24 protein-coding genes and 1 pseudogene are annotated in these 23,612 nt (G+C 58.7%); 11 read left to right on the plus strand and 14 right to left on the minus strand.

Features of this window, described 5'->3' with window-relative positions; genetic code table 11:
* Both gcvT and AC2FNU_RS16325 read right to left on the minus strand, forming a co-directional pair.
* Positions 1–111: pseudogene (gene gcvT, locus AC2FNU_RS16320) on the minus strand (glycine cleavage system aminomethyltransferase GcvT); the annotation flags it as partial.
* Between the two features lie 291 nt (positions 112–402).
* On the minus strand, positions 403–1,590 hold the full coding sequence (locus AC2FNU_RS16325) for a Zn-dependent hydrolase (protein ID WP_496790356.1): 1,188 nt from the start codon (positions 1,588–1,590) through the stop codon (positions 403–405).
* Between the two features lie 135 nt (positions 1,591–1,725).
* Between AC2FNU_RS16325 and AC2FNU_RS16330 the strand changes: the two genes are divergently transcribed.
* Genes AC2FNU_RS16330 through AC2FNU_RS16345 form a run of 4 tightly spaced genes read left to right on the plus strand, consistent with a single transcriptional unit; the run spans position 1,726 to position 5,225 of the window.
* Positions 1,726–2,376, plus strand: a complete 651-nt coding sequence (locus tag AC2FNU_RS16330; protein WP_496790357.1) for a histidine phosphatase family protein — start codon at positions 1,726–1,728, stop codon at positions 2,374–2,376.
* A gap of 18 nt (positions 2,377–2,394) precedes the next feature.
* On the plus strand, positions 2,395–3,009 hold the full coding sequence (locus AC2FNU_RS16335) for a glutathione S-transferase family protein (protein WP_496790358.1): 615 nt from the start codon (positions 2,395–2,397) through the stop codon (positions 3,007–3,009).
* Between the two features lie 14 nt (positions 3,010–3,023).
* Positions 3,024–4,079, plus strand: a complete 1,056-nt coding sequence (locus AC2FNU_RS16340; RefSeq protein WP_496790359.1) for a saccharopine dehydrogenase — start codon at positions 3,024–3,026, stop codon at positions 4,077–4,079.
* A gap of 3 nt (positions 4,080–4,082) precedes the next feature.
* Positions 4,083–5,225: a saccharopine dehydrogenase family protein gene (locus AC2FNU_RS16345; RefSeq protein WP_496790360.1), complete on the plus strand. Its 1,143-nt coding sequence runs from the start codon at positions 4,083–4,085 to the stop codon at positions 5,223–5,225.
* 84 nt (positions 5,226–5,309) lie between these two features.
* Here the strand turns inward: AC2FNU_RS16345 and AC2FNU_RS16350 are convergent, their stop codons facing one another.
* The 4 genes from AC2FNU_RS16350 to AC2FNU_RS16365 form a co-directional block, all read right to left on the minus strand.
* Positions 5,310–5,513, minus strand: coding sequence for a DUF1127 domain-containing protein (locus AC2FNU_RS16350; protein ID WP_480800383.1), 204 nt, complete (start codon positions 5,511–5,513; stop codon positions 5,310–5,312).
* Between the two features lie 57 nt (positions 5,514–5,570).
* Positions 5,571–5,798: a DUF1127 domain-containing protein gene (locus tag AC2FNU_RS16355; protein ID WP_496790361.1), complete on the minus strand. Its 228-nt coding sequence runs from the start codon at positions 5,796–5,798 to the stop codon at positions 5,571–5,573.
* A 239-nt stretch (positions 5,799–6,037) separates the two neighbouring features.
* Positions 6,038–6,355: a DUF3775 domain-containing protein gene (locus AC2FNU_RS16360; RefSeq protein WP_496790362.1), complete on the minus strand. Its 318-nt coding sequence runs from the start codon at positions 6,353–6,355 to the stop codon at positions 6,038–6,040.
* A gap of 85 nt (positions 6,356–6,440) precedes the next feature.
* Complete coding sequence (locus tag AC2FNU_RS16365) at positions 6,441–7,214, minus strand: DUF1365 domain-containing protein (RefSeq protein WP_496790363.1); 774 nt, start codon at positions 7,212–7,214, stop codon at positions 6,441–6,443.
* Positions 7,215–7,360: 146 nt separating this feature from the next.
* Between AC2FNU_RS16365 and AC2FNU_RS16370 the strand changes: the two genes are divergently transcribed.
* The 3 genes from AC2FNU_RS16370 to AC2FNU_RS16380 are packed head-to-tail and all read left to right on the plus strand — an operon-like array spanning position 7,361 to position 9,129.
* Positions 7,361–8,017: a sigma-70 family RNA polymerase sigma factor gene (locus AC2FNU_RS16370; RefSeq protein WP_496790364.1), complete on the plus strand. Its 657-nt coding sequence runs from the start codon at positions 7,361–7,363 to the stop codon at positions 8,015–8,017.
* A 10-nt stretch (positions 8,018–8,027) separates the two neighbouring features.
* Complete coding sequence (locus AC2FNU_RS16375) at positions 8,028–8,678, plus strand: ChrR family anti-sigma-E factor (protein ID WP_496790365.1); 651 nt, start codon at positions 8,028–8,030, stop codon at positions 8,676–8,678.
* 46 nt (positions 8,679–8,724) lie between these two features.
* Positions 8,725–9,129, plus strand: coding sequence for a hypothetical protein (locus AC2FNU_RS16380; RefSeq protein WP_496790366.1), 405 nt, complete (start codon positions 8,725–8,727; stop codon positions 9,127–9,129).
* Positions 9,130–9,132: 3 nt separating this feature from the next.
* On the opposite strand, the gene AC2FNU_RS16385 is transcribed toward AC2FNU_RS16380, so the two are convergent.
* The 6 genes from AC2FNU_RS16385 to AC2FNU_RS16410 form a co-directional block, all read right to left on the minus strand.
* Complete coding sequence (locus AC2FNU_RS16385; protein WP_496790367.1) at positions 9,133–10,362, minus strand: DNA recombination protein RmuC; 1,230 nt, start codon at positions 10,360–10,362, stop codon at positions 9,133–9,135.
* A gap of 57 nt (positions 10,363–10,419) precedes the next feature.
* A complete protein-coding gene (gene mutL, locus AC2FNU_RS16390) occupies positions 10,420–12,282 on the minus strand; it encodes a DNA mismatch repair endonuclease MutL (RefSeq protein ID WP_496790368.1) in 1,863 nt (620 codons plus the stop codon).
* 260 nt (positions 12,283–12,542) lie between these two features.
* The gene (locus AC2FNU_RS16395) at positions 12,543–13,472 is read right to left on the minus strand and encodes a metal ABC transporter permease (protein WP_496790369.1); all 930 of its coding nucleotides are present in this window, start codon (positions 13,470–13,472) and stop codon (positions 12,543–12,545) included.
* Positions 13,469–14,674 (minus strand): metal ABC transporter permease, encoded by a 1,206-nt coding sequence (locus AC2FNU_RS16400; RefSeq protein ID WP_496790370.1) that lies wholly within the window; start codon positions 14,672–14,674, stop codon positions 13,469–13,471. The genes AC2FNU_RS16395 and AC2FNU_RS16400 overlap by 4 nt, the downstream gene beginning before the upstream one ends.
* A 3-nt stretch (positions 14,675–14,677) precedes the next feature.
* Complete coding sequence (locus tag AC2FNU_RS16405) at positions 14,678–15,481, minus strand: metal ABC transporter ATP-binding protein (RefSeq protein ID WP_480800392.1); 804 nt, start codon at positions 15,479–15,481, stop codon at positions 14,678–14,680.
* A gap of 3 nt (positions 15,482–15,484) precedes the next feature.
* The gene (locus tag AC2FNU_RS16410) at positions 15,485–16,438 is read right to left on the minus strand and encodes a metal ABC transporter solute-binding protein, Zn/Mn family (RefSeq protein WP_496790371.1); all 954 of its coding nucleotides are present in this window, start codon (positions 16,436–16,438) and stop codon (positions 15,485–15,487) included.
* Positions 16,439–16,638: 200 nt separating this feature from the next.
* Between AC2FNU_RS16410 and deoC the strand changes: the two genes are divergently transcribed.
* From deoC to AC2FNU_RS16430, 4 genes are read left to right on the plus strand one after another with little or no spacing between them, the layout of a single operon-like run.
* On the plus strand, positions 16,639–17,637 hold the full coding sequence (deoC, locus tag AC2FNU_RS16415) for a deoxyribose-phosphate aldolase (RefSeq protein WP_496790372.1): 999 nt from the start codon (positions 16,639–16,641) through the stop codon (positions 17,635–17,637).
* A 4-nt stretch (positions 17,638–17,641) separates the two neighbouring features.
* Positions 17,642–17,881, plus strand: a complete 240-nt coding sequence (locus AC2FNU_RS16420; protein ID WP_496790373.1) for a hypothetical protein — start codon at positions 17,642–17,644, stop codon at positions 17,879–17,881.
* A complete protein-coding gene (locus AC2FNU_RS16425; RefSeq protein WP_496790377.1) occupies positions 17,878–20,211 on the plus strand; it encodes an aldehyde dehydrogenase family protein in 2,334 nt (777 codons plus the stop codon). The genes AC2FNU_RS16420 and AC2FNU_RS16425 overlap by 4 nt, the downstream gene beginning before the upstream one ends.
* Before the next feature lie 26 nt (positions 20,212–20,237).
* Positions 20,238–21,047: an SDR family oxidoreductase gene (locus tag AC2FNU_RS16430; RefSeq protein WP_496790374.1), complete on the plus strand. Its 810-nt coding sequence runs from the start codon at positions 20,238–20,240 to the stop codon at positions 21,045–21,047.
* 19 nt (positions 21,048–21,066) lie between these two features.
* Here AC2FNU_RS16430 and AC2FNU_RS16435 read toward each other — a convergent pair whose 3' ends face one another.
* On the minus strand, positions 21,067–22,377 hold the full coding sequence (locus AC2FNU_RS16435; protein WP_496790375.1) for a M16 family metallopeptidase: 1,311 nt from the start codon (positions 22,375–22,377) through the stop codon (positions 21,067–21,069).
* On the minus strand, positions 22,374–23,612 hold a 1,239-nt coding region (locus AC2FNU_RS16440; protein ID WP_496790376.1), incomplete at its 5' end, for a M16 family metallopeptidase. The genes AC2FNU_RS16440 and AC2FNU_RS16435, both read right to left, overlap by 4 nt.

Genomic DNA, 23,612 nt, shown 5'->3' on the forward strand with positions numbered 1-23,612 from the left:
CATAATCCCCATCGGATACTGAACAGGCATCTCCCAACCCGCAAAACCAACCATCTTACCTCCCAACTCAACATGCAACGAATGGAGAGGCGTGCGTCTAATCTCGGTCATGGCGGGTACTTTCTGTATCTAATGTTGAGCGTGCCGCGTCGTCAGTCTGCCCCAAGCTGGAAAGATTGCAACGATTCCAGTCAGCTTGCGCCTCAAACACCACCATTGGGACAGGTCTGCATACGGGCGTATGCACATAAATGTTCCTATAGGAAACTTTTTTCCCTTAGGCAACACTCCTTATCTGACCGTTTCCGCCTGGAAATCCGATGCCGCTCATTTTTAACTGACCACGCTATGCCAACTGACGAGTAGGGCTGGAAAAAGCGTGTTTCATTCGCGCTTGGACTGTTACCTTCCGAGTGACCCGACAGCAGCATCCAAAACATCGAGACCAGCAAGCAGATCGCATTCTGCGGTATCTTCGGCGAAATCATGGCTGATTCCGTTGATCGAAGGCACAAACAGCATGGCGACCGGCATCAGGCGGGACACATTCGTCGCGTCGTGCAATGCGCCCGACGGCATCTTGCGCCATTTCCCCGGCGCCACCTGTCGCGCGCCACTTTCCAGAGCTTGCCGCAGCGTCTGGTCCATGGCGACGGGCTCGAGCCCCAGCATCGGGCCATAATCCAATGCCATACCCTGTTCTTCGGCGACTTCCTGAGCTGTTGCGCGAATGATCTCCTCCATCCTTACCAGCCGATCTGCGTCGCCATCGCGCCATTGCATCGAGAACCGCACCCGACCCGGAACGATGGACGAGGCATTGGGATGCACATCAACACGCCCGATGGTCCAGACAGTCTGCGGCGTTACCACATTGCGGAAACGTTCATTGAGACGGGTGTTGAACATAGACAGCGCCTGAAACGCATCCCGGCGCAGGTGCATCGGTGTTGTGCCTGCATGGTTCTGTTGACCTTCAAAGGTGATCGACATGTCGCGGATGCCGACAATATCGGTGACGACGCCAATCTGCTCTTTTGCCGCGTCCAGGGACGGGCCTTGTTCGATATGCATCTCGATAAAGCCGTTGAACCGGGACGGGTCCACAAAATCACCAGATAATTCGGACATCGAGGACCGCGCAGCACCAAAACGGACACCTGCGCCATCGGTCAAGACATCTGCCTGATCCAACGGCAGCCCACCGGACCAAACGGCCGAGCCTGTGGTTACACCAAACCGGCCTTCTTCGTCCTGAAAGCTGACGACCGAGATAGGCCGGTCGCTTGAGCGCGCGATTTCCAGCGCAGCGATGACGCCCAGCGCGCCGTCCAGCCAGCCACCTTCGGGTTGGCTGTCGGAATGCGATCCCATCAGCAACGAGGAACCTTCGGCCAACCCGAACAGATTTCCGACCGGGTCGAAATGTGGTGTCAGTCCGGCGTCCACCATACGCTCAGCAAGCCATTTGCGCGCGTCTATATCCGCTTGTGAATAGGCCGGCCGGATCACGCCTTTGCCGACACCCGACGCCCCAAATTCACGCAGCTTGTGCAAATCCGCCAAGAACCGTTCGTGATTGACTGGCATGGCACCCTCCGAATTTTCCGTTGGCAGACCATAGCCACAAATAAAACCGCGGCGAGGATTTTTTCTGTGGCAGGTGAAACCCCTCTGGTCCCGGGATGGAACCTGCCCTAAGACGTCTGCGCAAGAGGGACCAACATGTCACATATCACATTGGTGCGGCACGGGCAGGCCAATACCGCAGCGCGCGACGAAGTAAGTTACGACAGGCTCAGCGAGTTGGGGCATCAGCAAGCCCGTTGGCTGGGCGCGCATCTGCGCGACACGCGCAGCCATTATACCCGCGTCTATTGCGGCACGCTGACTCGCCATGCAGAAACCGCCCAAAGCATGGGGCTGTCTGACCCGATCCGTGATGCACGATTGAATGAGATCGAATATTTCACACTGGCGCAATTGCTCGAAGAACAACACGGCATTGCAATCCCAACGGACCGCGAGGGTTTTGTCGAACATCTGCCCAAGACCTTTGCCGCCTGGGCCAATGGCGACATCCAGAACACACCTGAAACCTTCGAAGAGTTCGAGACCCGTGTTCGTGATGCGCTGCGTGAAATCGGAACCGAAGGTGGACCTGCTATTGTCGTCACCTCGGGCGGGCTGATCTCGATGGTGGTACGACAGGCGATGGGGCTGGATATTCCATCGATGGCGCGGGTTGCCCTTGCCATCATGAACACGTCGATGCATCGTCTGCACCCGATTGGCACCCAGCTGAGTCCGGTTCTGTTCAATGCTGTCCCGCATCTTGAGGCACCCGACCGGCAATTCGCGCAGACCCACCTGTAGTCAGATCGGAGATACCCCATGCAGCTTTATTTTGCCCCTCGCACGATCTCGGTCGCGGTTGCGATTGCTCTGGAAGAGGCCGGGTTGGAGTATGAGGCGATCCAGTTGGATTTCGCAAGTGGAGAGCAGACCAAACCGGCTTACCGGCAGATCAACCCCAAAGGTCGGGTTCCGGCACTGGTGGTTGACGGTGGCATCCTGACCGAGACCGGCGCACTGCTGGAATACGTCGCTGCCCAAGCTCCTGCTGCAGGCTTGGTCCCTGCTGATCCGGTCATGGCCGCGCGGATGCGAGAGGTGATGTATTATCTTGCCTCAACCATGCACGTGAACCACGCGCACAAGCTGCGCGGAGCGCGGTGGGCGGACAAGAAGCCCAGCTGGAAAGACATGAAGGACAAGGTCCCACAAACCATGACCGCATCCTGCGAATACATCTGTTCAAACGGATTGCGTGGGCCGTTTGTTCTGGGCGACACATTCTCGCTGGCGGATGCCTATCTATATGTGGTTTGCAGCTGGTTGGAAGGCGATGGCGTCGATGTCTCGGCCTTTCCCAAAATTCTCGCCTTCCGCGAGGCGATGGAGGCGCGGCCTTCGGTTCAGGCGGTCCTTGCCGCCGGAATGCTCTGACAAAAGGAACTACGATGACACATCTCTGGGTCCGGGCAGAACAGCGCCCGAACGAGGAACGGGTTGGGTTGACCCCCGAAGGCGCCGCGGCGCTGATCGCTGCTGGCATCCGCGTGACGGTCGAGGAAAGCCATGTCCGTGCCATTCCAATCGACGGCTACAAGGACGCGGGCTGCGAGATCGCACCTGAAAACACGTGGCCCGACGCCCCGGCGGACGCGATCATATTCGGCCTCAAGGAGTTGCCCGAAGATGGCACGCCCCTGCCCCACCGCCACATCATGTTCGGACATGCCTACAAGGGCCAGCATTCCGGTCGCGCGCTGCTGGAACGGTTCAAGGCCGGGGGCGGCACGCTGTATGATCTGGAATATCTGGTGGATGAAGATGGCCGCCGGGTTGCAGCCTTTGGCTATTGGGCCGGGTATGCCGGTGCGGCAGTCACGCTGAAAACCTGGGCCGCACAGCAGCGGGGTGAGCAGTGCCCGCCTGTTGGGGTTTATGCCGGTAAGGACACGCTGAATGCCGATTTGTTGGCAGAACTGGACGCCACAGGGGCCGAACGACCAACCGCCATTGTCATCGGCGCCTTGGGCCGCGTTGGCACCGGCGCTGCCGATCTGTGCGAAGCCATGGGTGTTGCCGTTACCAAATGGGACATGGCCGAGACCGCCAGCGGCGGGCCGTTCCCTGAGATTCTGGACCACGATCTGTTTCTGAATTGCATTTTCGCGCGTCCCGCCACGCCGGTTTTTGTTCCGCGTGAGGCGTTGACCGCCCCACGCAAGCTAACCGCCATTGGCGACGTCGCCTGCGACCCGGACAGCGATTACAACCCGGTGCCGGTCTACGACCGCGCAACTACATGGGACGCACCTGCCCTTCGCGTGACGAATGATCCGGTGATGGATGTGATGGCCATCGACAATCTGCCGTCAATGCTGCCGGTCGAAAGCTCGGAAGACTATGCCGCGCAACTGCTGCCGTCCTTGATGACTCTGACCGATCTGGACAGCGGCGTCTGGGGTCGGGCAGAAGCAACCTACAAAACGCATATTGAAGGGATCTGAACGATGACGATTCACTGGTGTGGCACCGGCCTGTCGGCCATCCCCGGCCTGCGCCGCCTGATCGAAGGCGGGCGCAAGGTCACCGTCTGGAACCGAACCATCGAAAAGGCCAAGGCCGAGGTCGGAGACCTGACCGACGATATCCGGGCCTTCGACATCGACGCCCTTGGCGAAGTGCTTGGCAAAGGCGACGTGATCGTCTCGATGCTGCCGGGCGACTGGCATGTTCCGCTGGCAGAGCTGGCAATCTCGAAACAGGCCAACTTTGTCTCATCTTCTTACATCGCGCCCGAAATGCGTGCGCTGGACGACAAGGCGCGTGAGGCCGGCGTTGCGCTGGTCAACGAGGTTGGACTGGACCCGGGCATCGATCACCTGATGGCCCATGCGCTGGTCGACGACTATCGCGCCTCGGATGCGTTCGATCCTGAAAACCACCTGAGCTTTATCTCATACTGCGGTGGTATCCCGAAAACCCCCAACCCGTTCCGCTATAAATTCAGCTGGTCGCCTCTGGGTGTGCTGAAAGCGCTGCGGTCGCCCTCGAAGTCGATCCGTGACTACGCCCCGCTGGATGTTGCGCGCCCGTGGGACGCGATCAGCAGCTATATCGCACCACTGCCGACACCGGAATGCTTCGAGGTTTATCCGAACCGCGACTCGATCCCGTTCATGGCGCAGTACCACTTCGAGGATCACTGGCCGGTCAAGGAATTCGTCCGCGGCACTCTGCGTCTGAACGGCTGGGCCGATGCATGGTCGGACGTGTTCACCGAGATCGAAACTCTTTCCGGGCCGGAAGGCGACGCCCGCCTGAAAGAGATGTCGGACCAGTTCTGGGACGAAAACGCCTATGATGAGGGCGAACCAGACCGCGTTGTGCTGTGCGTTGGCCTGAAGGCGGAAAAAGACGGCATCGAGGTCTGGAACAAGACCTATGTCATGGATGCCTGGGGTGACGCGCGCGGCACCGCGATGGCGCGTCTGGTGTCGATCCCAGTCTCACTAGCCGTCGAGGCCGTTCTGAACCGCGCAATTCCCGCTGGTGTTCACGCGGCCCCCAGCGATCCGAAACTGGTGCAGGTATGGATGGAAGAGATCGACACGCTTGCACAGCATTTGCAGATCGTCGATCACTTGGCCTGATTGAAAAGTGAAAGCCATCCCAGTTTTGCTGGAATGGCTTTCATAGTTCTTCGTTAGGCATGGCTTGCGTTCCCTTTCGGGCCTTCAGATGTACCGCTCAATCGTGTCTTCGATGTCGCTTCGATTGATGCCAAGCTCGGACAACTGATGATCGGTCAACGCATTGAGATGCTGTGCCGCGCGAACAATGTCGGGGCTGATCGATCGGATACGCATGGCACGGTCGAACAGCAGCAATGCACTGGCAGCCGGTGCCGGCTGATTGGTGGGTGGGATAACGTCAAACATACGGATAACCTCACAAACATAGACTTGGGGATGTGTTAATTCACGGCAAACGCACCATCACTGGCGGTAGGGTTTGTTGTGATAAACACTCTCATACGCGCATCGATTGATCTGGTCCCGCTGGACACCGATATCGGCAAGTTGTCGATCATCCAGCTTCTCAAGATCCCGCACAGTTTTTGCAAGAATTCGGCGACGGAAGTGCTCGACCTTTTTGTCGGCGTATTTCGAAAACAGACCGTCAAGAAGGCTTTTCTGGGTGTTTACTGCTTGGGTATGTACCATGTCTTTGTCCTCCTAAACTTGATTTGCATTGTCTTGGTGAAATCAGACTTGGGGACGCCGCCTTAACGTTATCAAAGCGCATCATTAAGGTTTGTTTAAGTCTGGGTCAGAGAAAGCACGCGGCGGATGCGACCTGCTGAGGCGCGTCTGCAATTTACGCCAGCAAAGTGTATCTCAATCAAAGATAAAACCCAGATGGCGGCCAAACCGCCATCCTCGTCTTTGGTCCGGAGAACGAACTACATCAGGTCGTTCTCAACATCCTCTGCCGAAATGCCCAAAGCATCCAATCCGTTCTCAAGGTGATCCGACATATGTGGGGTGCCGATCAGGTAATCGGCACAGGGGGTCGAAGCTTCGGACTTGGCGGTGGCGATGGCTTCGGCCAGGTCTTCGGCGAAAAAGCTTTCCCGGCCGATCCACATGATCGCGACTAGCTCGGCCTGTTCGTCTTCGCCCATGCGGTCGATGAACGCCCGCAACTCGCCCTCGGCCCGGTTCAGTTCGCGGCCCATCATGGCCACCTGGGCAACTTTCCTTGCCGAAATTTCCAACATGTCCTCAGCTCCTGTTGTTCGCGGTTGTCAAACCATCACAATCATCGACAGGAGCCTGAGTCTTTGATCTTACGCAAACTGGGGATCAGTCCCGCACACGCGACATTGGTTGGTCCGGGACAGGCTGGGATCGAAACGGCCGGAAGGTCGCCTTTTTCAGCCACAGTTTGAACGCCTGCCAAACAATCAGCGTAAAGGTCCGCCGGGCCCCAAACGGACGCCGCAGCAACGACCACAGGATCACCCGATTTGTCAGCGGCTGCCGCGGTCCGGTCAACGTGGCGATCAGCCCGCCTTCTGGGCGTGTATAATCAATCCAAACGCCAACACGATCCGGGCGGAAATCAAACCGGAACGTATAGCTGCCTTCTATCTTCTGGAACGGAGAGACATGCATCAGCTTGTCCGCCACCACCCGGTCGGATGGTTCGATGACAGCAAAATCAGGCTTGTGGCACAGATAGCTGTGACGCGTCCCAAAGGTGTTCGTCACCTCGGCCACTACCGCATATAACCGTTCGTTGTCGTCAAAGCAGAACCAGAAGCTGACCGGGTTGAAGACATGCCCCAGAACCCGTGGCTGTGTCAGCAACATGACCTGCGCCGGTTGCGGGACGGCCATCTCGTCAAAGCGGGCACGTACCCACGCCGCACCTTCGCCTTGACCGGGCGCGCCGCCATGATCGCGCGTACGCCAGTTGGCGAGGTTTGCGCGGTCACAGGAAAACAAGAAAGGCGTGGTCAGCTTGGCCTCGGGGTCAAACAGGATGTAATCGACCGAATACCGAAACGCGTTTTCAATCCCGCCCTTGCGTCCGTGAAAGGTGTGGCCCGCGATATGATCTATTTCTTTTGCCATCGAGTTTTTTCAGACCTGCCCATAACTGCCTAAAACAGCATCGTTTTCCGCGAAATGTACATAGTGACACTACGGAAAATAGCGCGAGTTGGATCATAATGTCCCAATAAAGTGATCCGGCTTGGGACGCGGTCCGTAATGTGGTTATGTTTACCGAGATCAATACTGCGACCTTGGACGAACCTGCGGCTGACACAGCCGCCCCTCAGCCTTGGCGCGCCAAGAAACGCATCAAGGGTAGACAGGTGAACGGAACGAAAGACAGTTGCGACACCAGGACTGAGTGGGTGGAACACGTCAAACGCATCCGGGATGCGCAGGACCAGGCGGCTTTTGCCGAACTGTTCCAGCACTTCGCGCCACGCATCAAGGCGTTCCTGATGAAATCAGGGTCTGATGCCACCATGGCCGAAGAATGCGCACAAGAGGTGATGGCGACCTTGTGGCACAAGGCCCATCTGTTCGATCCAACACGGGCCACCGTGGCCACGTGGGTGTTCACGATTGCTCGGAACAAGCGCATCGACGTGCTGCGCAAGCAACGCCGCCCCGAGCCAGAGGAGTTGGGATGGGGACCCGAGGCTGAGCCTGACCAGGACGACGTAATCGCGCTGCAACAGGAAACCGCGCAGCTGCGCACCGCCATGTTGGCGTTGCCCGAGGCGCAGAGAGAATTGATCGAGAAGGCGTATTTCGGCGACCTGAGTCACCGCGAGATTGCGTCTCAGACCGGGTTGCCCCTGGGAACGATCAAATCACGTATTAGGCTGGCGCTGGACCGCTTGCGCCACGCGATGAACTGAGATGAGTAAGATGAGCAAGTCGATTAAACATCACCTGACAGATGACCTGCTGATGGCGTATGCCGCAGGGACTCTGCCCGAGGCGTTCGATCTGATGGTCGCAACCCATCTTTCCCTGTGTGACCATTGCCGCGCACGGGCCGAAAGCTTTGAAGCCGTAGGTGGGCAGGTTCTGGACGACCAGGCGGGTTCTGTCGCAATGTCTGACGCCTCACTCGCGGCGACCATGGCATTGATCGCACAAGGCGCCCCGACCCCCAAACCCGCGCTTCCCGGCTGCACTGTTCTGCCGAGCCCTTTGCAAGACTATGTGGGCGGAACCGTCGACGACATCCGGTGGAAGCCCATTGGTATGGGCGTAAAGCAGGCCATACTGCCCACCACCAAAGAGGCCACCGCACGATTGTTGTTCATTCCGGCTGGTGCTGCGGTCCCGGATCACGGTCATCAGGGCATGGAACTGACGATGGTTCTGCAAGGTGCATTTTCGGATGAGGTGGATCACTTTGCCCGCGGCGATGTTGAGATCGCTGACGAGGATTTGGAACACACGCCCGTGGCGGATATTTCGGAAGACTGCATTTGTCTTGCGGTCACGGATGCACCGTTGAAGTTCAACCAGCTCATGCCGCGCCTTTTCCAGCCGTTCCTGCGCATCTGACCTGCTGGTGATTTTCGGCCACAGCGAAGCTTGAAAGGACACAGACATGACAGGAAAACTTCTTTTGTCAGCCCTTTTGATTGGCGTCGCGACGGCCGCACCAGCCCAAATGACGGCAGATGTGCAGTTTCAGTCCGGCAATTATGGCACCATGGTCAGCGGGGCCGTCACTGGCGACGAATATTTCGACTATGTTCTTGGCGCCAAAGCCGGTCAGGAGATGTTTGCCGACCTTCAGGTCAGTGACACCAATGGAAATGGAGTGGTGTATTTCAACATTCTGCCACCGGGCAGCGATGGGGTCGCGATTTACAATGGGTCGATTGACGGCAACACCGCCCGGATCAACCTGCCCGAGGACGGAGATTATACGATCCGCGTTTATCTTATGGGCAATGACCGAGATACCGGTAAAACCGTCGGGTACAATCTGGACCTGTCGATCCAGTAAGGCTCAACCTTCGTGACGCGCCAAAGGCACAACGTCTGACGCGGCACCAGGTGCAATTTCCTCGAAATCGAAATTGTCCAGACGCTGCGCCCGTCGGCCAGCTTTTTCCGCGCTGATCTTGATTTCCGAGATGTCTTTGGCCGCCTGGCCAAAATGACGATCCAGATTGGTCACACGATCCCCCAGACGCTCGACATCTTTGTGCAGCAACCCCAGTTCCTTGCGGATCGCGCCCGCTTGTTCGCGCATCCGGGCATCTTTCAGGATCGCGCGCATCGTGTTCAGCGTCGCCATGCAGGTGGTCGGTGAAACGATCCAGACACGCTTGCTGAAACTTTCCTGAACCAGCTCAGGGAACTTTGCGTGAAGCTCGGCGTAAACGGCCTCGGACGGCAGGAACATCAGCGCACCATCAGCGGTCTCACCGTCCAGTATGTATTTCTCGGCAATGTCTGTGATGTGCTTACGCACCGTGCTGCGGAACATCTGCAACGCCGCTTTCAGCTCGGCGTCATTGGTCGCGCCGATCAGCGCTTCGTACGCCTCCAGCGGGAATTTGCTGTCAATCACGATGGGGCCGGGCGGGTTCGGCAGATGGATCAGGCAGTCCGCCCGACGCCCGTTCGACAGGGTGGCCTGCAACTGGAAACTGTCCCTTGGCAGCGCCTTTGAGACAATATCCGTCAGCTGAATTTCACCAAACGCCCCGCGCGTTTGCTTGTTCGACAGGATATCCTGCAGGCTGAGAACATCGCCGGACAGCTTGGTGATATTGTCCTGTGCTTTGTCGATCGCGGCCAGACGCTCCTGCAATTGGGTTAGGGATGTCGCGGTCTGTTTTGATGACCCATGCAGGGATTCTTTCATCCGCTCCTGCATCTCGGCCAGCGCGCGTGCGGATTTCATCGCGTTGTCCGCCAGCCGGTCGTTCATCTGCTGCTGGACCGAGGACAGGCGCGCCTCAACCGTTTGGATCACCTGCACCTGCGCATTGGCCTGCGTGTCCGAGACATGCTGAAGACCGCCTCGCAATTGTTCCTGCCCCTGCCCCAGTTGCTGCACATGCTGCCCCAGATGCGCCATCTGCCGCGCCAGAGGTTCCGCCATCCGGGCCGAGCGATTGGCCGCCCGCAGCGACAGGAACAAAAGCAGCAGGATCAGCAGGACAACCCCGCCAACGGTCAGAAGAACCGGGTCATTCATAGGGATTTGGGTGCCTGCAATCTGGATCATATCAGTCTTTATGTTCTTGTTTTGTTTCGTTCTTCTTAATACGTTCCGAACGACGGATCAACTGCGTCCGAACAACCTTTCGATATCGCTGAGCTTCAACTCCACATAGGTCGGGCGCCCGTGGTTGCACTGACCGGAATGCGGCGTCGCCTCCATCTCGCGCAGCAAGGCGTTCATCTCTTCGGCGCGCATCCGGCGACCGGATCGGACAGACCCGTGGCAGGCCACCCGGCTGAGGATCGCCTCGATCTTTGCCTGCACCATCTGGGTTTCACCCTGATCAGCCAACTCATCAAGGATATCCAGGATCATCGCGCTGGCATCGACCTCGCCCAAGATGGCAGGGGTTTCACGCACAGCGATGGCACCACCACCAAAGGGTTCGATGGTCAGGCCAAAGCGCGTCAGATCATCCGCAACGGCCGTCAGACGCGCACAATCCCCTTCAGACAGCTCCACGATTTCCGGGATCAGAAGCGCCTGCGCCGCAACGCCATTTTCCGCCATCTGCGTTTTCAGCTTTTCATAAACCAACCGTTCATGTGCAGCGTGCTGATCCACGATCACCATGCCATCGGCGGTTTGCGCGATAATGTAATTCTCGTGCACCTGCCCCCGCGCGGCCCCCAAGGGCAGATCCTGCGATTGAGGTTCTTCTGCCTCGGCAACCGGCGCAACCGGGGTAGGATCGACAATGCTGCCGCTGTAGTCCTGGGCCAATTCAGCAAAGCCCGGAGATTGCGCCCGATACGCCGCCTGCCGCGCTGCGGACGAAGGTCGATCCATCTGGTACACCCGCGCCGGGGTGGATTGCGCAGGTTCGGGCCGCATCGCGCCCAAGGTCGCATTGGCCACGGTCGAGGACGCCCGATGCCCGGCCTCGGCCAGTGCATGGCGCAGGCTGGACACAATCAAGCCGCGCGCGACGCCGGGGTCGCGGAACCGCACCTCGGATTTGGCGGGATGAACGTTCACATCCACCAGCGTCGGGTCACAGTCGATGAACAAAGCCGCTGCCGGATGCCGATCCCGACTGAGGAAGTCGAAATAGGCGGCTCTTAAGGCGCCGGTCAGCATCTTGTCACGCACCGGGCGGCCATTGACGAACAAATACTGCGCCACCGCAGCACCTCGCGAATAGGTCGGCAAGGCAGCATAGCCATAAAGCCGGATGCCCTCGCGCGTGGCGTCGATTTGCAGAGCATTCTCGGCAAACTCGCGCCCGATCACACGGGCCAGACGGGCGTGGAGCGCGTCAAACAGATCTCCGTTCTCGCGATCCGCACGGAAGGTAACGCGCCCCTCTCCGCCACCGGACACATCGCGCAAAGTGAAGGTCACGGAAGGCTCAGCCATGGCTAGCCGTTTCACCGCGTCGGTTATGGCCTGCGCCTCGGCCCGGTCCGTGCGCATGAACTTCAGCCGTGCAGGTGTGGCAAAGAACAGATCGCGCAGCTCGACGACTGTGCCCGCGCGCAGCGCGGCGGGTTTGACCGCGCCCATCTTGCCGCCCGCAACGTGGATCTGCGCCGCCTCGGCACCCGGTACGCGGCTGGAAATCGTCAGCCGCCCGACGGCACCCAAAGAAGGCAGCGCCTCTCCCCGAAACCCAAAGGTATGGATGTTCAGCAGGTCCGATCCGTCAATCTTTGACGTGGCATGGCGGGACAAAGCCAGCGGCAGATCATCCGCCGAAATACCGCAGCCATCATCCGTGACGCGGATCAGGGTCTTGCCCCCATCCGCAATGTCGATGGCGATCCGCGTGGCCCCTGCATCGATTGCGTTCTCGACAAGTTCCTTCACGGCAGAGGCCGGACGTTCCACCACCTCACCAGCAGCAATCCTGTTGATTGCGTCGTCATCCAGTTGCCGGATCACCGGGCGATTTTCGCTGATATTGGGGTTTGCCTGCGCCATACCCCTAGACCTAGCACAATCGCGCACGATTCTGCCACAGCTTTGCAAAGGTCTTTTGATGAGAGGGGGTGTCCGGATGGCCGTGAACGTCCTAGCGCTCAGGTCCACCCGGACGTACCAAGTGAGTGGTGTGATTCAGCTAATGAATGGGCGGCGTTTAACATGTGCCCGCATTAAAAGCTGCTTAAGATTCATCATTCGGCCATCTGGGCAGAGAATGGCCGATGACATGCGGGCTCGTGCGGCGGGAACATGCCCGATCACGCAGATGTGTGTGCCCCGATACGCGTACGGCAAGGTCCGAACATTGCGGCTGCAGCAAGTATCAAACCGGACACTGTAGCAATCATGCCCGCCGCGCTGACTGCATCCGATCCACCCAGCCACAGGGGGCCGTATCCCGCCAGAACATAGCCCAACACCGCTGATGCTGTGGCGAACAGAATGCTCCAGGCAATCTGCGCCTCGAGCCGGTTGGTCAGCATACGCGCCGCGGCCGGAGGGCAGATGAACATGGCGATCACGATGATCGAGCCAACCGCATCAAATGCAGCCACGGCTGCAATGGCCGCAGTTATCACCAATGCCATGCTCAGGGCACCCGTACGAATGCCGATCGTGCGCGCAAAGCCTTCATCGAAGGTGGAAATCTTCAACGGTCGCCAGAACAGCCAGGTGAACACCGACACCCCCACCAGAGTCAGAGCGATTCTTGGCAGTTCGGGCGGCAACCCGGCAAGTGCTTCGACATCCAGCAATGATCCCCAACCGGTTGCATCCAGCCAGATCAGGCTTTCGAGATTGCCGTAAAGCGCATGTTCCACATCCAGATGCACGGTCGAGGTATCTGTTTGCTCAAGCAGCAAAACACCCGCCGCAAACATTGTGGTAAAGACGACACCCATGGCGGCACCGGGTTCGATCTGACCCAGCCGGCGAATGGCTTCGATCAGAACCACAGCCACAATTGCAGCCCCTGCAGCGCCTAACATCATCGGCCAGGTCGATATCACGCCGGTCAACAGGAACGCCACCACGATACCCGGAAGAACCACATGGCTGATCGCGTCGCCAATCAGCGCCTGTTTGCGCAGCACCAGAAAGTTGCCGGGCAAGGCACAGGCTATGGCCGCGAAGGTGCCAATCAGCAGCGGTGTCAGCGACAGTGGGACAAACTCTTCGCCACTCATGCTGGCACTCCTTGCGGCCCGCCGATTTGACGGTCGATTTCAGCGATCTGATCACGGGTCAGTACGGTTTCGATATCCCGCAGCCCGTCATAAAGCGCAGCTGTTGCCTCATGCGCCTGATCCGCTCGCACGAATTCCCAGCGTTTTTCATCGCGCAGCGCTTTTGCCGCGCGCGCCTTGCCAGTGTCTGTGGCAACCCCGTCCGGCCGGACCAGACCCGCACGGCGCAGCAAGCGCAGCGTAAGCGGTTCATAAATTTTCTGCCCCTGCGCCAATGCCAACAGACCCTGACGGATATGCACCCGGCGCTGGAAGCGCAGATGCCGCAAGACCGCCGCCAGCACCCCGCGCTTTGGGGCGCAGAACAGGGACAGGACGAAGAACGCAAAGCTGACCAGAACGATGATCGGGCCAGTGGGCAGGTTGGGGGCAGAAGCGGAAATGGCAGCACCGATGTACCCGGCTAAACCTCCGGCAAGCCCGGCAAGAAGGACAACATGTTCCGAACGCTCTGACCAGAACCGCGCTGTGACGGCCGGAATGATCAGAAGCGCCACAATCAGGATCAGGCCGACAATTTTCAGACCGACCACTGTGACCGCCATGACCAGCCCCATCATCGCAAGGTCAACACGATGGATCGGCACGCCACGGGCGGCAGCATATTCCGGGTCAAATGCGACAAGGGTCATGGGGCGACGCAGGATCAGAACCAAAAGCAGCGTCGCCGCGCCACCGATGGCGATGATCATGGCATCCGCCCATAGCATTCCGGCGGTCGAACCTAACAGGAAGCCTTCCAACCCCGCCTGACGCCCAACACCCATGGTTTGAATGATCGTCAGCAGAACGATCCCAAAGCCAAAAAAGACAGAAAGAATCGCGCCGATTGCCGCGTCTTCGGCAAGTCGGGTGCGGCGAGTCAGCCAGTTCATGCAAAGAAGCCCAATCCATGCCGAAATTGCAGATCCTGCCAGCAAGCCCAGCAGATTGCGCCCATCTCCGCCCAGCGCGACCAGGATCATAAAGGCCAGACAGACGCCCGGCAATGTGGCGTGGCTGATGGCGTCGCTGACCAAGGCGCGTTTGCGCAGGAACAGGAAAGTCCCTGTCACTCCGGCCGACACACCCAGCAACGTCGCACCAACTGCGACCAGCGTGGCATTATAGCCAAGCTGCAGGGTCAGAGCGTCCCAAATCATGTGTTATCCCAGCGCGCGCGATATCTGATCGATCTGCGCAGTTGCCAAACGCCCGCCATAGGCCGCTTGCAACGTTTCTGCAGTGAACGCCTCGGAAACCGGCCCTTCGGCCACCTTTCGGGTATTGATCAGGAAAACGTGGTCGAAATAATCGGTCACGGTCGCCAGATCGTGATGCACCACGACAACCGTCTTGCCGGCTTCTTTCAGAGATTTCAGCACCGCGATGATGGCCTTCTCGGTGGCGGCATCCACACCGGCGAAAGGTTCATCCAGCAGGTACAGATCCGCGCCTTGCGCCAAAGCACGGGCCAGAAACACGCGCTGCTGCTGGCCGCCGGACAATTGCCCGATCTGGCGATCCGCGAAGTCCCGCATTCCGACACGGTTCAGACAGTCCATTGCACATGCCTTGTGTCGGGCACGTACGCGACCCAAAAGCCCAAGCTCACGCGACAGGCCCATCAGCACAACGTCAATCACGCGCGTTGGAAAATCCCAATCCACGCTGGCCCGCTGCGGGACATAAGCAATACGCGCGCGCTGCGCCTCTAGCGGCTGTCCAAAAACCGTCACCTGCCCGGACAAGGGGGTGACGATTCCCAGCGCCGCCTTGAGAAGCGTGGACTTGCCCGCACCGTTTGGGCCAATGATAGCAGTCATGGCACCGGGCTGGACGGTCATATCAACCGAAAACACAGCAGGCTTTTGTCCGTATGAAACTGTCAGGCCACGTACCGCAAGCGGGCTGTCGCCCAGCCCGCGATCCTCAAGCGTCACACCGTCATTGCTGACCAGACCCAGCATTATTCAAAACCCCGCAGACAGTTTGCCGTCCATGCCTCGTCCCGGGGCGTCGCCGTTCAGCGCACCGCCAATGACTGTGATGTTGTGGTCCAACATCCCGACATAGGTACCCTCATAGGTCCCCGCTTCGCCCATCGCATCCGAAAAAAGCTCACCACCGACAGTCACTTCGTGGCCTTTGGCCGCAGCCCCTTCGATCAACGCCCGAATTGAGCGATCCGAGACCGAGCTTTCGACAAAAACCGCCGTGATCTGGCGATCAACCAGCAGGTCTACCAATTCGCTGATCCGGTTCAACCCTGCCTCAGACTGGGTCGAAATGCCTTGAATGCCCAAAACCTCGAACCCGTAGCTTTGACCAAAATAGCCAAATGCATCATGTGCCGTGACCAGAACCCTGCTGTTTTCCGGCACAGACGACAGAACGTCATCGGCATAAGCCGCCAATCGGTCAATCTCTGCCAGATGTGCTTGTGCGTTGGCCGCAAACAAATCAGCCGCCTCGGGTCTGACTTGGGTTAGTGCATCCTGTACCTGCAGAACAACTTCGCGCCAAAGCACGGGCGACATCCACACATGTGGGTCGTATTTGTCTGCGTAATCGTCATGGGCGCGCAATTTGGATTTATCGACCCCTTCGGCCACCGCGACCACAGCGCGCTTGCGTTCCAGATCGTGGAAGAAGTCTTCCATCTGCGCTTCCAGATACAGACCGTGCCAAAGGATCAGGTCAGCGCGGGTCATGGCGACGATGTCGCTGCGGGTCTGGCGATAGGCATGAGGGTCGACGCCCGGCCCCATCAGACCTGTGACCTCAACCTGATCACCGCCAACCTGGCGCGCTGCATCCGCGATCATGCCTGTTGTCGCGACCACTTTGAGTGGCGCTTCAGCCCAAGCGGCGACTGGCATCGAAAAGGCCAGCGCCAACGCTGCGAGAAAACTCCGACGAATCATCTTCGACCTCAGTTTTGCGTCCTGTTGAGACTGAATATGAGAACCATTCGCAACTAAGTCAACGCTAATGCGAATTATTCGCAAGAAAGGCCACTCTTTTTGTCCAAATGGTCAAAAAATTACCATTCAATTACATGCAGCACCTTCCATTCCCCGGTCTGCCGTGCGAATTTGTCGCAAACCTCCCAAAGGACGTGACTATGGATACGCAGAGCTCAGAAAGCCCCGTGCGCACCGCGCATCTGCCGCAAGTAACCGAACCCCGGAACCCAGGAATGGAAATGGATCTGGACTGGGTCCGCGCCGTTCAAGCTAATACCTCGGCAATTGAGCGCCGGGCAGCAACCCTGCCCGGGCGGCGGTCGGTCAAGAAGGACTATCAGGCGGCATGGCTGCTGAAGGCTGTTACCATGATCGACCTGACCACGCTGTCAGGCGATGACACAGTGGGCCGCGTGCGCCGGCTCTGCGCCAAGGCCCGCCAGCCTGTTTCGTCGTCGCTGTTGCAGGCGATGGATATGCCGCAGATCACAACGGGTGCTGTCTGTGTCTATCACGACATGATCGAGACCGCCGTGGAAGCCCTGAAAGGCACTGGCATTCCGGTCGCTGCGGTATCCACTGGCTTCCCGGCCGGCCTGTCGCCGTTCCATCTGCGCGTGGCCGAGATTGAGGAAAGCGTGAAAGCCGGGGCCGAAGAGATCGACATCGTGATCTCGCGCCGGCATGTGCTGTCGGGTGACTGGCAGGCGCTTTACGATGAGATGAAAGCCTTCCGTGTGGCGTGCGGCGATGCCCATGTCAAAGCCATCCTTGCGACCGGAGAACTGGGCAGCCTGCGCAACGTCGCCCGCGCCTCGCTGGTCTGCATGATGGCAGGGGCGGATTTCATCAAGACCTCAACCGGTAAGGAAAGTGTCAACGCAACCCTACCCGTTTCGCTGGTCATGATCCGTGCAATCCGCGACTTCTATGATCGCACCGGGTATCGCGTTGGGTACAAGCCTGCGGGTGGCATATCGAAAGCCAAAGACGCGCTGGTGTACCTGTCACTGATCAAGGATGAGCTGGGCGACCGGTGGCTGGAACCCGACCTTTTCCGCTTTGGTGCGTCATCACTACTGGGCGATATCGAACGGCAGTTGGAACACTTTGTGACTGGGGCGTATTCTGCGGGTTACCGTCACTCCATGGGCTGAAACAATGACTTCAAAAGAAATAAAGCACCTTCTCAAACCTTGGGTCGAAGAGATTTTGAAGTCTTCTTCAAGGCGAATGACAATTGTGGAAGTCGCAAGAGAAATCTGGCGGCGTCATGAGGTTGATTTGCGGAATGACGAGGCTCTCTTCCTCACTTGGCAGTACGAGATGCGTTGGGCGGCTCAAGCTCTTGTTGAAGAATCTAAAATTGAAAAATCCCGCGATGGATGGATATGGCTATGACAGTCAAAGAGATTTTCGAGACCATGGATTACGGCCCCGCCCCCGAAAGCGCTGCCGAGGCGCTGGCGTGGCTGGTCGATCAGGGCGACAAGTTCGGGCACTATATCGATGGGGCATTCACCAAACCCGGCAAAGGGTTCGAAAGCCGCAACCCGGCCACCGGAGAGGTGCTGGCCAAGCTGACGCAGGCCAAACAGGCCGATGTGGACGCCGCCGTTGCCGCTGCCCGCAAGGCGCAGCCGAAATGGGAGAAGCTGAGTGGTGCGGGCCGTGCACGGTATCTCTATGCCATTGCGCGGCTTTTGCAGAAACACGCGCGCCTGTTTGCGGTGCTGGAAAGCATGGACAACGGCAAGCCGATCCGTGAATCCCGCGACATCGACATCCCTCTGGCGCAGCGGCATTTCTACTATCACGCGGGCATGGCGCAGTTGATGGAAAGCGAGCTGCCCGATGCGCAGGCTTTGGGTGTGTGCGGGCAGATCATTCCGTGGAATTTCCCGCTGTTGATGCTGGCATGGAAGATCGCGCCTGCGCTGGCGATGGGGAATACGGTAGTTCTGAAACCGGCCGAGTACACCTCGCTGACCGCACTTCTGTTCGCCGATATCTGCTCGCAGGCCGGGTTGCCCAAGGGCGTGGTCAACATCGTGACAGGAGACGGAGCGGTGGGCGAGATGATCGTGAACGCCGACGTGGACAAGATCGCCTTTACCGGCTCGACTGTTGTGGGTCGGCGTATCCGCGAGGCGACGGCTGGATCGGGCAAGGAACTGACATTGGAGCTGGGTGGAAAGTCGGCCTACATCGTGTTCGACGACGCCGATATCGACAGTGCCATTGAAGGTCTGGTTGACGCGATCTGGTTCAATCAGGGTCAGGTGTGCTGCGCCGGTTCCCGCCTGCTGGTGCAGGAAGGTATTGCGGATCGATTCCACGAAAAACTGCGCACGCGGATGGATGGTTTGCGCGTCGGTGATCCGCTGGACAAATGCATCGACGTGGGCGCGGTTGTGGACCCCGTGCAGCTGCAGACCATCAAGGGCATGGTTGAAAGCAACACGGTTGGTCACGTGCATCAGGCCGCATGCGAACTGCCAGCGAACGGCTGTTATTACCCACCGACCCTGATCTCGGGCCTCGAAACGTCCGACCCGCTGATGCAGGAAGAGATCTTCGGCCCGGTTCTGGTGTCCTCGACCTTCCGCACACCGGAAGAGGCAGTGGAACTGGCCAACAACACCCGTTACGGGCTGGCCGCCACGGTCTGGACCGAGAATGTGAACCTTGCGCTGGATATCGCGCCCAAGCTGGTTGCAGGGGTGGTTTGGGTGAATGCCACCAACCTGTTCGACGCCGCCGCAGGCTTCGGCGGCGTGCGCGAAAGCGGCTTTGGCCGCGAAGGCGGTTGGGAAGGTTTGACGGCTTACACAAAGTCCAAAGGCAAGGCCAAACCTCTGGCAAAGGTCGAAGCGACAATGGGCGAAGGGGCTCCGGTCGATCCGATTGACCGCACCGCCAAGATGTATGTCGGCGGCAAGCAGGCGCGGCCCGATGGCGGGTACTCCAAACCCGTCTGGGGCAAATCCGGCCTGTTGGGCCATGTGGGTCTGGCCAACCGCAAAGACGTACGCAACGCGGTTGAGGCTGCGGCAGGTGCGAAAGGCTGGTCCAAGACCACCGGCCATCTGCGGGCACAGATTCTGTATTACATCGGTGAAAACCTCTCGGCCCGTGCGAGTGAATTCGCAGCGCGCATCGACGCCATGACCGGCAGGAAGGACGGCGCGAAAGAGGTCGAAACCTCGATCCAGCGCCTGTTCACCGCGGCGGCCTGGGCCGACAAGTATGACGGTCAGGTACATGGCGTTCCGATCCGGGGCGTTGCCATTGCAATGAAAGAACCCGTTGGCGTCATCGGCGCGCTTTGTGCCGATGAAGCGCCTCTGCTGGGTCTGGTCTCGGCCATGGCGCCTGCGATTGCGATGGGCAACCGGGTGGTTCTGGCGGCATCCGAACCCTACCCGCTGGCGGCGACGGATTTCTACCAAATCCTGGAGACCTCGGACGTTCCTGCAGGCGTGGTCAACATCCTGACCGGCAGCCATGCGGAGCTGGCGAAACCGCTCGCCTCGCATCTGAACGTCGATGCGGTCTGGTCCTTCTCGTCCACTGATCTGTCAAAAGAGATCGAGGCGGTCTCGGCCGGGAACCTGAAACGGACCTGGGTCAATAACGCGACGGCATTTGACTGGAGCATGGACCATTCCCGCCGCTTCCTTCAGGCTGCGACCGAGGTGAAAAACATTTGGGTGCCCTACGGCGAGTAGGGCCCCGCGCATCACGGGAGACCCATATGAACTTTGCAGGAAAAACCGTCATCGTCATTGGCGGCACCAGCGGTATCAACCGGGGTATTGCCGAGGCCTTTGCGGCCTCGGGTGCGAAACTCGCGGTGGCGAGCCGGTCGCAGGAAAAAGTGGACGACACAGTTGCTGCGCTGAAAGCCGCAGGTGCGGCAGACGCTATGGGTGCATCTTTTGACGTGCGGGACCCGGACGCTGTGGCCGCGGGCTTTAAACAGTTTCACAATGCCTTCGGCGATTTCGACGTGTTGGTTTCAGGCGCTGCGGGGAACTTCCCGGCGTTGGCGGCTGAAATGTCGGTCAATGCGTTCAAAACAGTGATCGACATTGACCTGATGGGTACGATCCACGTGATGAAAGGGGCCTACCCTTACCTGAAACGCCCCGGTGCCAGCATCATCAACATCTCGGCCCCGCAGTCTTACCTGCCGTATGAGGGCCAAGCCCATGTCTGCGCCGCAAAAGCCGGGGTCGATCAGATCACCCGGACGCTATCGATGGAATGGGGTGTTGAAGGGATCCGTGTGAACTCGGTCGTGCCGGGGTTCATCGAAGGCACCGAAGGCGCAAAACGTCTGGCCCCCACCCCGGATGCCGGCGAAGCACTACGCCGCGATGTACCGTTGGGCCGCTGGGGTCAACCTCAGGACGTGGCCAATGCCTGCCTGTTCCTCAGCTCGGATCTGGCCAGCTATATCAGCGGCACGGTTCTGGCCGTGGATGGCGCGCTGTATCAGCGCGGCTCGGGCAAGTTTGGGCAGATGATGGGTGAGATGTTGCGCAGTATGAAAAAGCGGTGAGACGCGCTCACCCCTTTTTTCAGTTTGTGGTCTCAAGACCGACAGGTTTTCCGACGATGGTAAAATGCAGCCCGTCCGGGTCAAGCAATTCGGAGGCAACGCGGTTCACGTCTTCCAGCGTCACGGCGTTCACCTTGTCGTTGCGGGTTGCGATATAGTCGATTGGCAGATCTTCCATCTGCATCCCGACCATGATCCCGGCAATCTGTCCGTTGCCATCAAACCGCAGCGGATATGCACCAGTCAGATAGGTCTTGGCATCGTCCAGCTCTTTCTGAGTAACGCCTTCGGTCGCGGCTTTGGCCCATTCGTCACGGATCACCTCGACCGCCTCGGCAATGCGGTCATTGGCCGACGACACCGACCCCAGATAGACAGATGCCAAATCCTTGGGCACCAGATAGGTTCCGATCCCATATGTCAGACCACGTTTTTCACGCACTTCCTGCATCAGACGGCTTTCAAACCCGCCCCCGCCAAGAATGTGATTCAGGACAAACGCAGCGAAGAAATCCGGGTCATCCCGGTCAATCCCGGCATGACCAAACAGGGCCACGGATTGCGGTGTGTCGAACTCGACGACGCTGACGCCACCCGGAATGGTCACATCGGCTTTGTCCGGGATGGGCTTACCGGTTTCCGGCAAATCGGCGAGCAGTTTATCCAGTAACGCGCCTAGTTCTTCCGCCGTGATATCACCCACCGCCCCGACATACAGGCGGTCCTTGGCAAAGACGCTGTCATACGCAGCCACCACGTCATCGCGCGTTAGGGCCGAAACGCTTTCGATCGTGCCTTTCCCTTCGGACCCATAAGGATGATCGCCATAGGCCATCTGAGCAAAGTTCAGGCCAGCAATCTCATTCGGGTCGGTCTGGTCCGAGCGCAATCCCGAAAGGATTTGCGCACGTACGCGTTCGATCGCGTCCTGATCGAAACGGGGTTCATGGATCGTGGTGCGCAATAGATCAATCACCTGGTCCCGGTTTTCGGTCAGAAATTGCGCTGAAATCGATACGGTGTCGTCGCCCGCATTATACCTGAATGATGCGGCCAGGGCTTCAAGTTCGCGGGCATAGGTTTGGGCGTCCAAATCACCCGCGCCTTCTTCGATCAGGCCGCTCATCAAATTCACAGCACCACGCTTGTCCGGATCGTCCAGCGACGTCCCACCACGAAACCGCAGTTCCAGCGCAGTGAAGGGGATCGCGTGGTCTTCGACCAGCCAGGCTTTGATCCCGCCGGGTGAGGTCACCTCCTTGATCTCGATCTCGGCGAGCGCCGGCAGAGCAATCATACAGGCAATCAGAGTTGCAAGAATCCGTTTCATTGCGTCACCTCATCATCGCGCATCAGCCAGCCTGTGACAGATGTTTCAGGTTGCAGGACTTCGCGGGCAGCGGCGATGATCTCGTCTCTGGTCACGGCCTGAAGAATGTCGGGCCAAGCCTGCACATCCTCAACCGTCAACCCGCTGGTCAGGGCGCGGCCATACCGGTTGCCGATCCCATCAACATTGTCGCGTGCATAAATCTGTGACGCACGCAGTTGCATCTTGATACGGTTCAGATCGTCTTCTTTCACACCTTCAGCGATGAAATCAGCCACGGCCTGATCCATGGCCTCTTCGGCCTCTTGCAGCGACACGCCCTGCGCCGGAACAACCAGCAGATCGAAGGTCGTATCATCCAGCGAGACACCGCGATAGAATGCGCCTGCATAGACGGCTTTTTGCTGATCGAACTGGAGTTTTTCGTTCAGATAAGACGTGGTGCTGCCACCCAGCAGCTCGGCAAGCAGGAACAGGGCCGCCGCCTTTTCCTGTTCACCCGGATCGCGTTCCGGTGCCAGATAACTGCGCTGCACATATGGCTGCGCCACGCGCGGATCTTTGTAGGTCAGCCGCCGTTCGGCGGTTTGCGGCGGTTCCTGCGACCGCATCCGCTCGGGCAAGTCCGGGTTGGCCGGGATCACACCGTAATATTGTTCGGCAAGGGTACGGACCTCATCAGGTTCGACATCGCCTGTGACCACCAGGATGGCGTTGTTGGGCGCATAATGGGTTTGGTAGAACGACAGCGCATCCTCCATGTCCAACTCTTCCATCTCATGTTTCCAGCCGATGATCGGCACGCCGTAGCGATGATTGAGATATTGCGCGGCGTTCATCTGTTCGCCGAACAGGGCGCGCGGATTGTTCTCGGTCCTTTGGTTGCGCTCTTCAAGGATCACGTCACGCTCGGTCAGAATATCCTCTTCGCTCAGACGCAGATTCCGCATCCGGTCGGATTCCATTTGCATCATCAGTTCCAGTCGATCGGCCGCAACGCGCTGAAAATAAGCAGTATAGTCGTAAGAAGTGAACGCGTTGTCGTTGCCACCATTGGCTGCAACTGTGGCCGAAAACTCACCCGGTGCCAGAGTATCGGTGCCCTTGAACAGCAGGTGTTCCAAGAAATGAGCCACACCAGAAGACCCTATCGGCTCGTCCGCAGATCCGGCGCGATACCAGACCATGTGTTGCACAACCGGTGCGCGATGGTCTTCGACAACAACGACATCCAT

The sequence above is a fragment of the Ruegeria sp. BHSB064 genome (genome assembly GCF_059613205.1).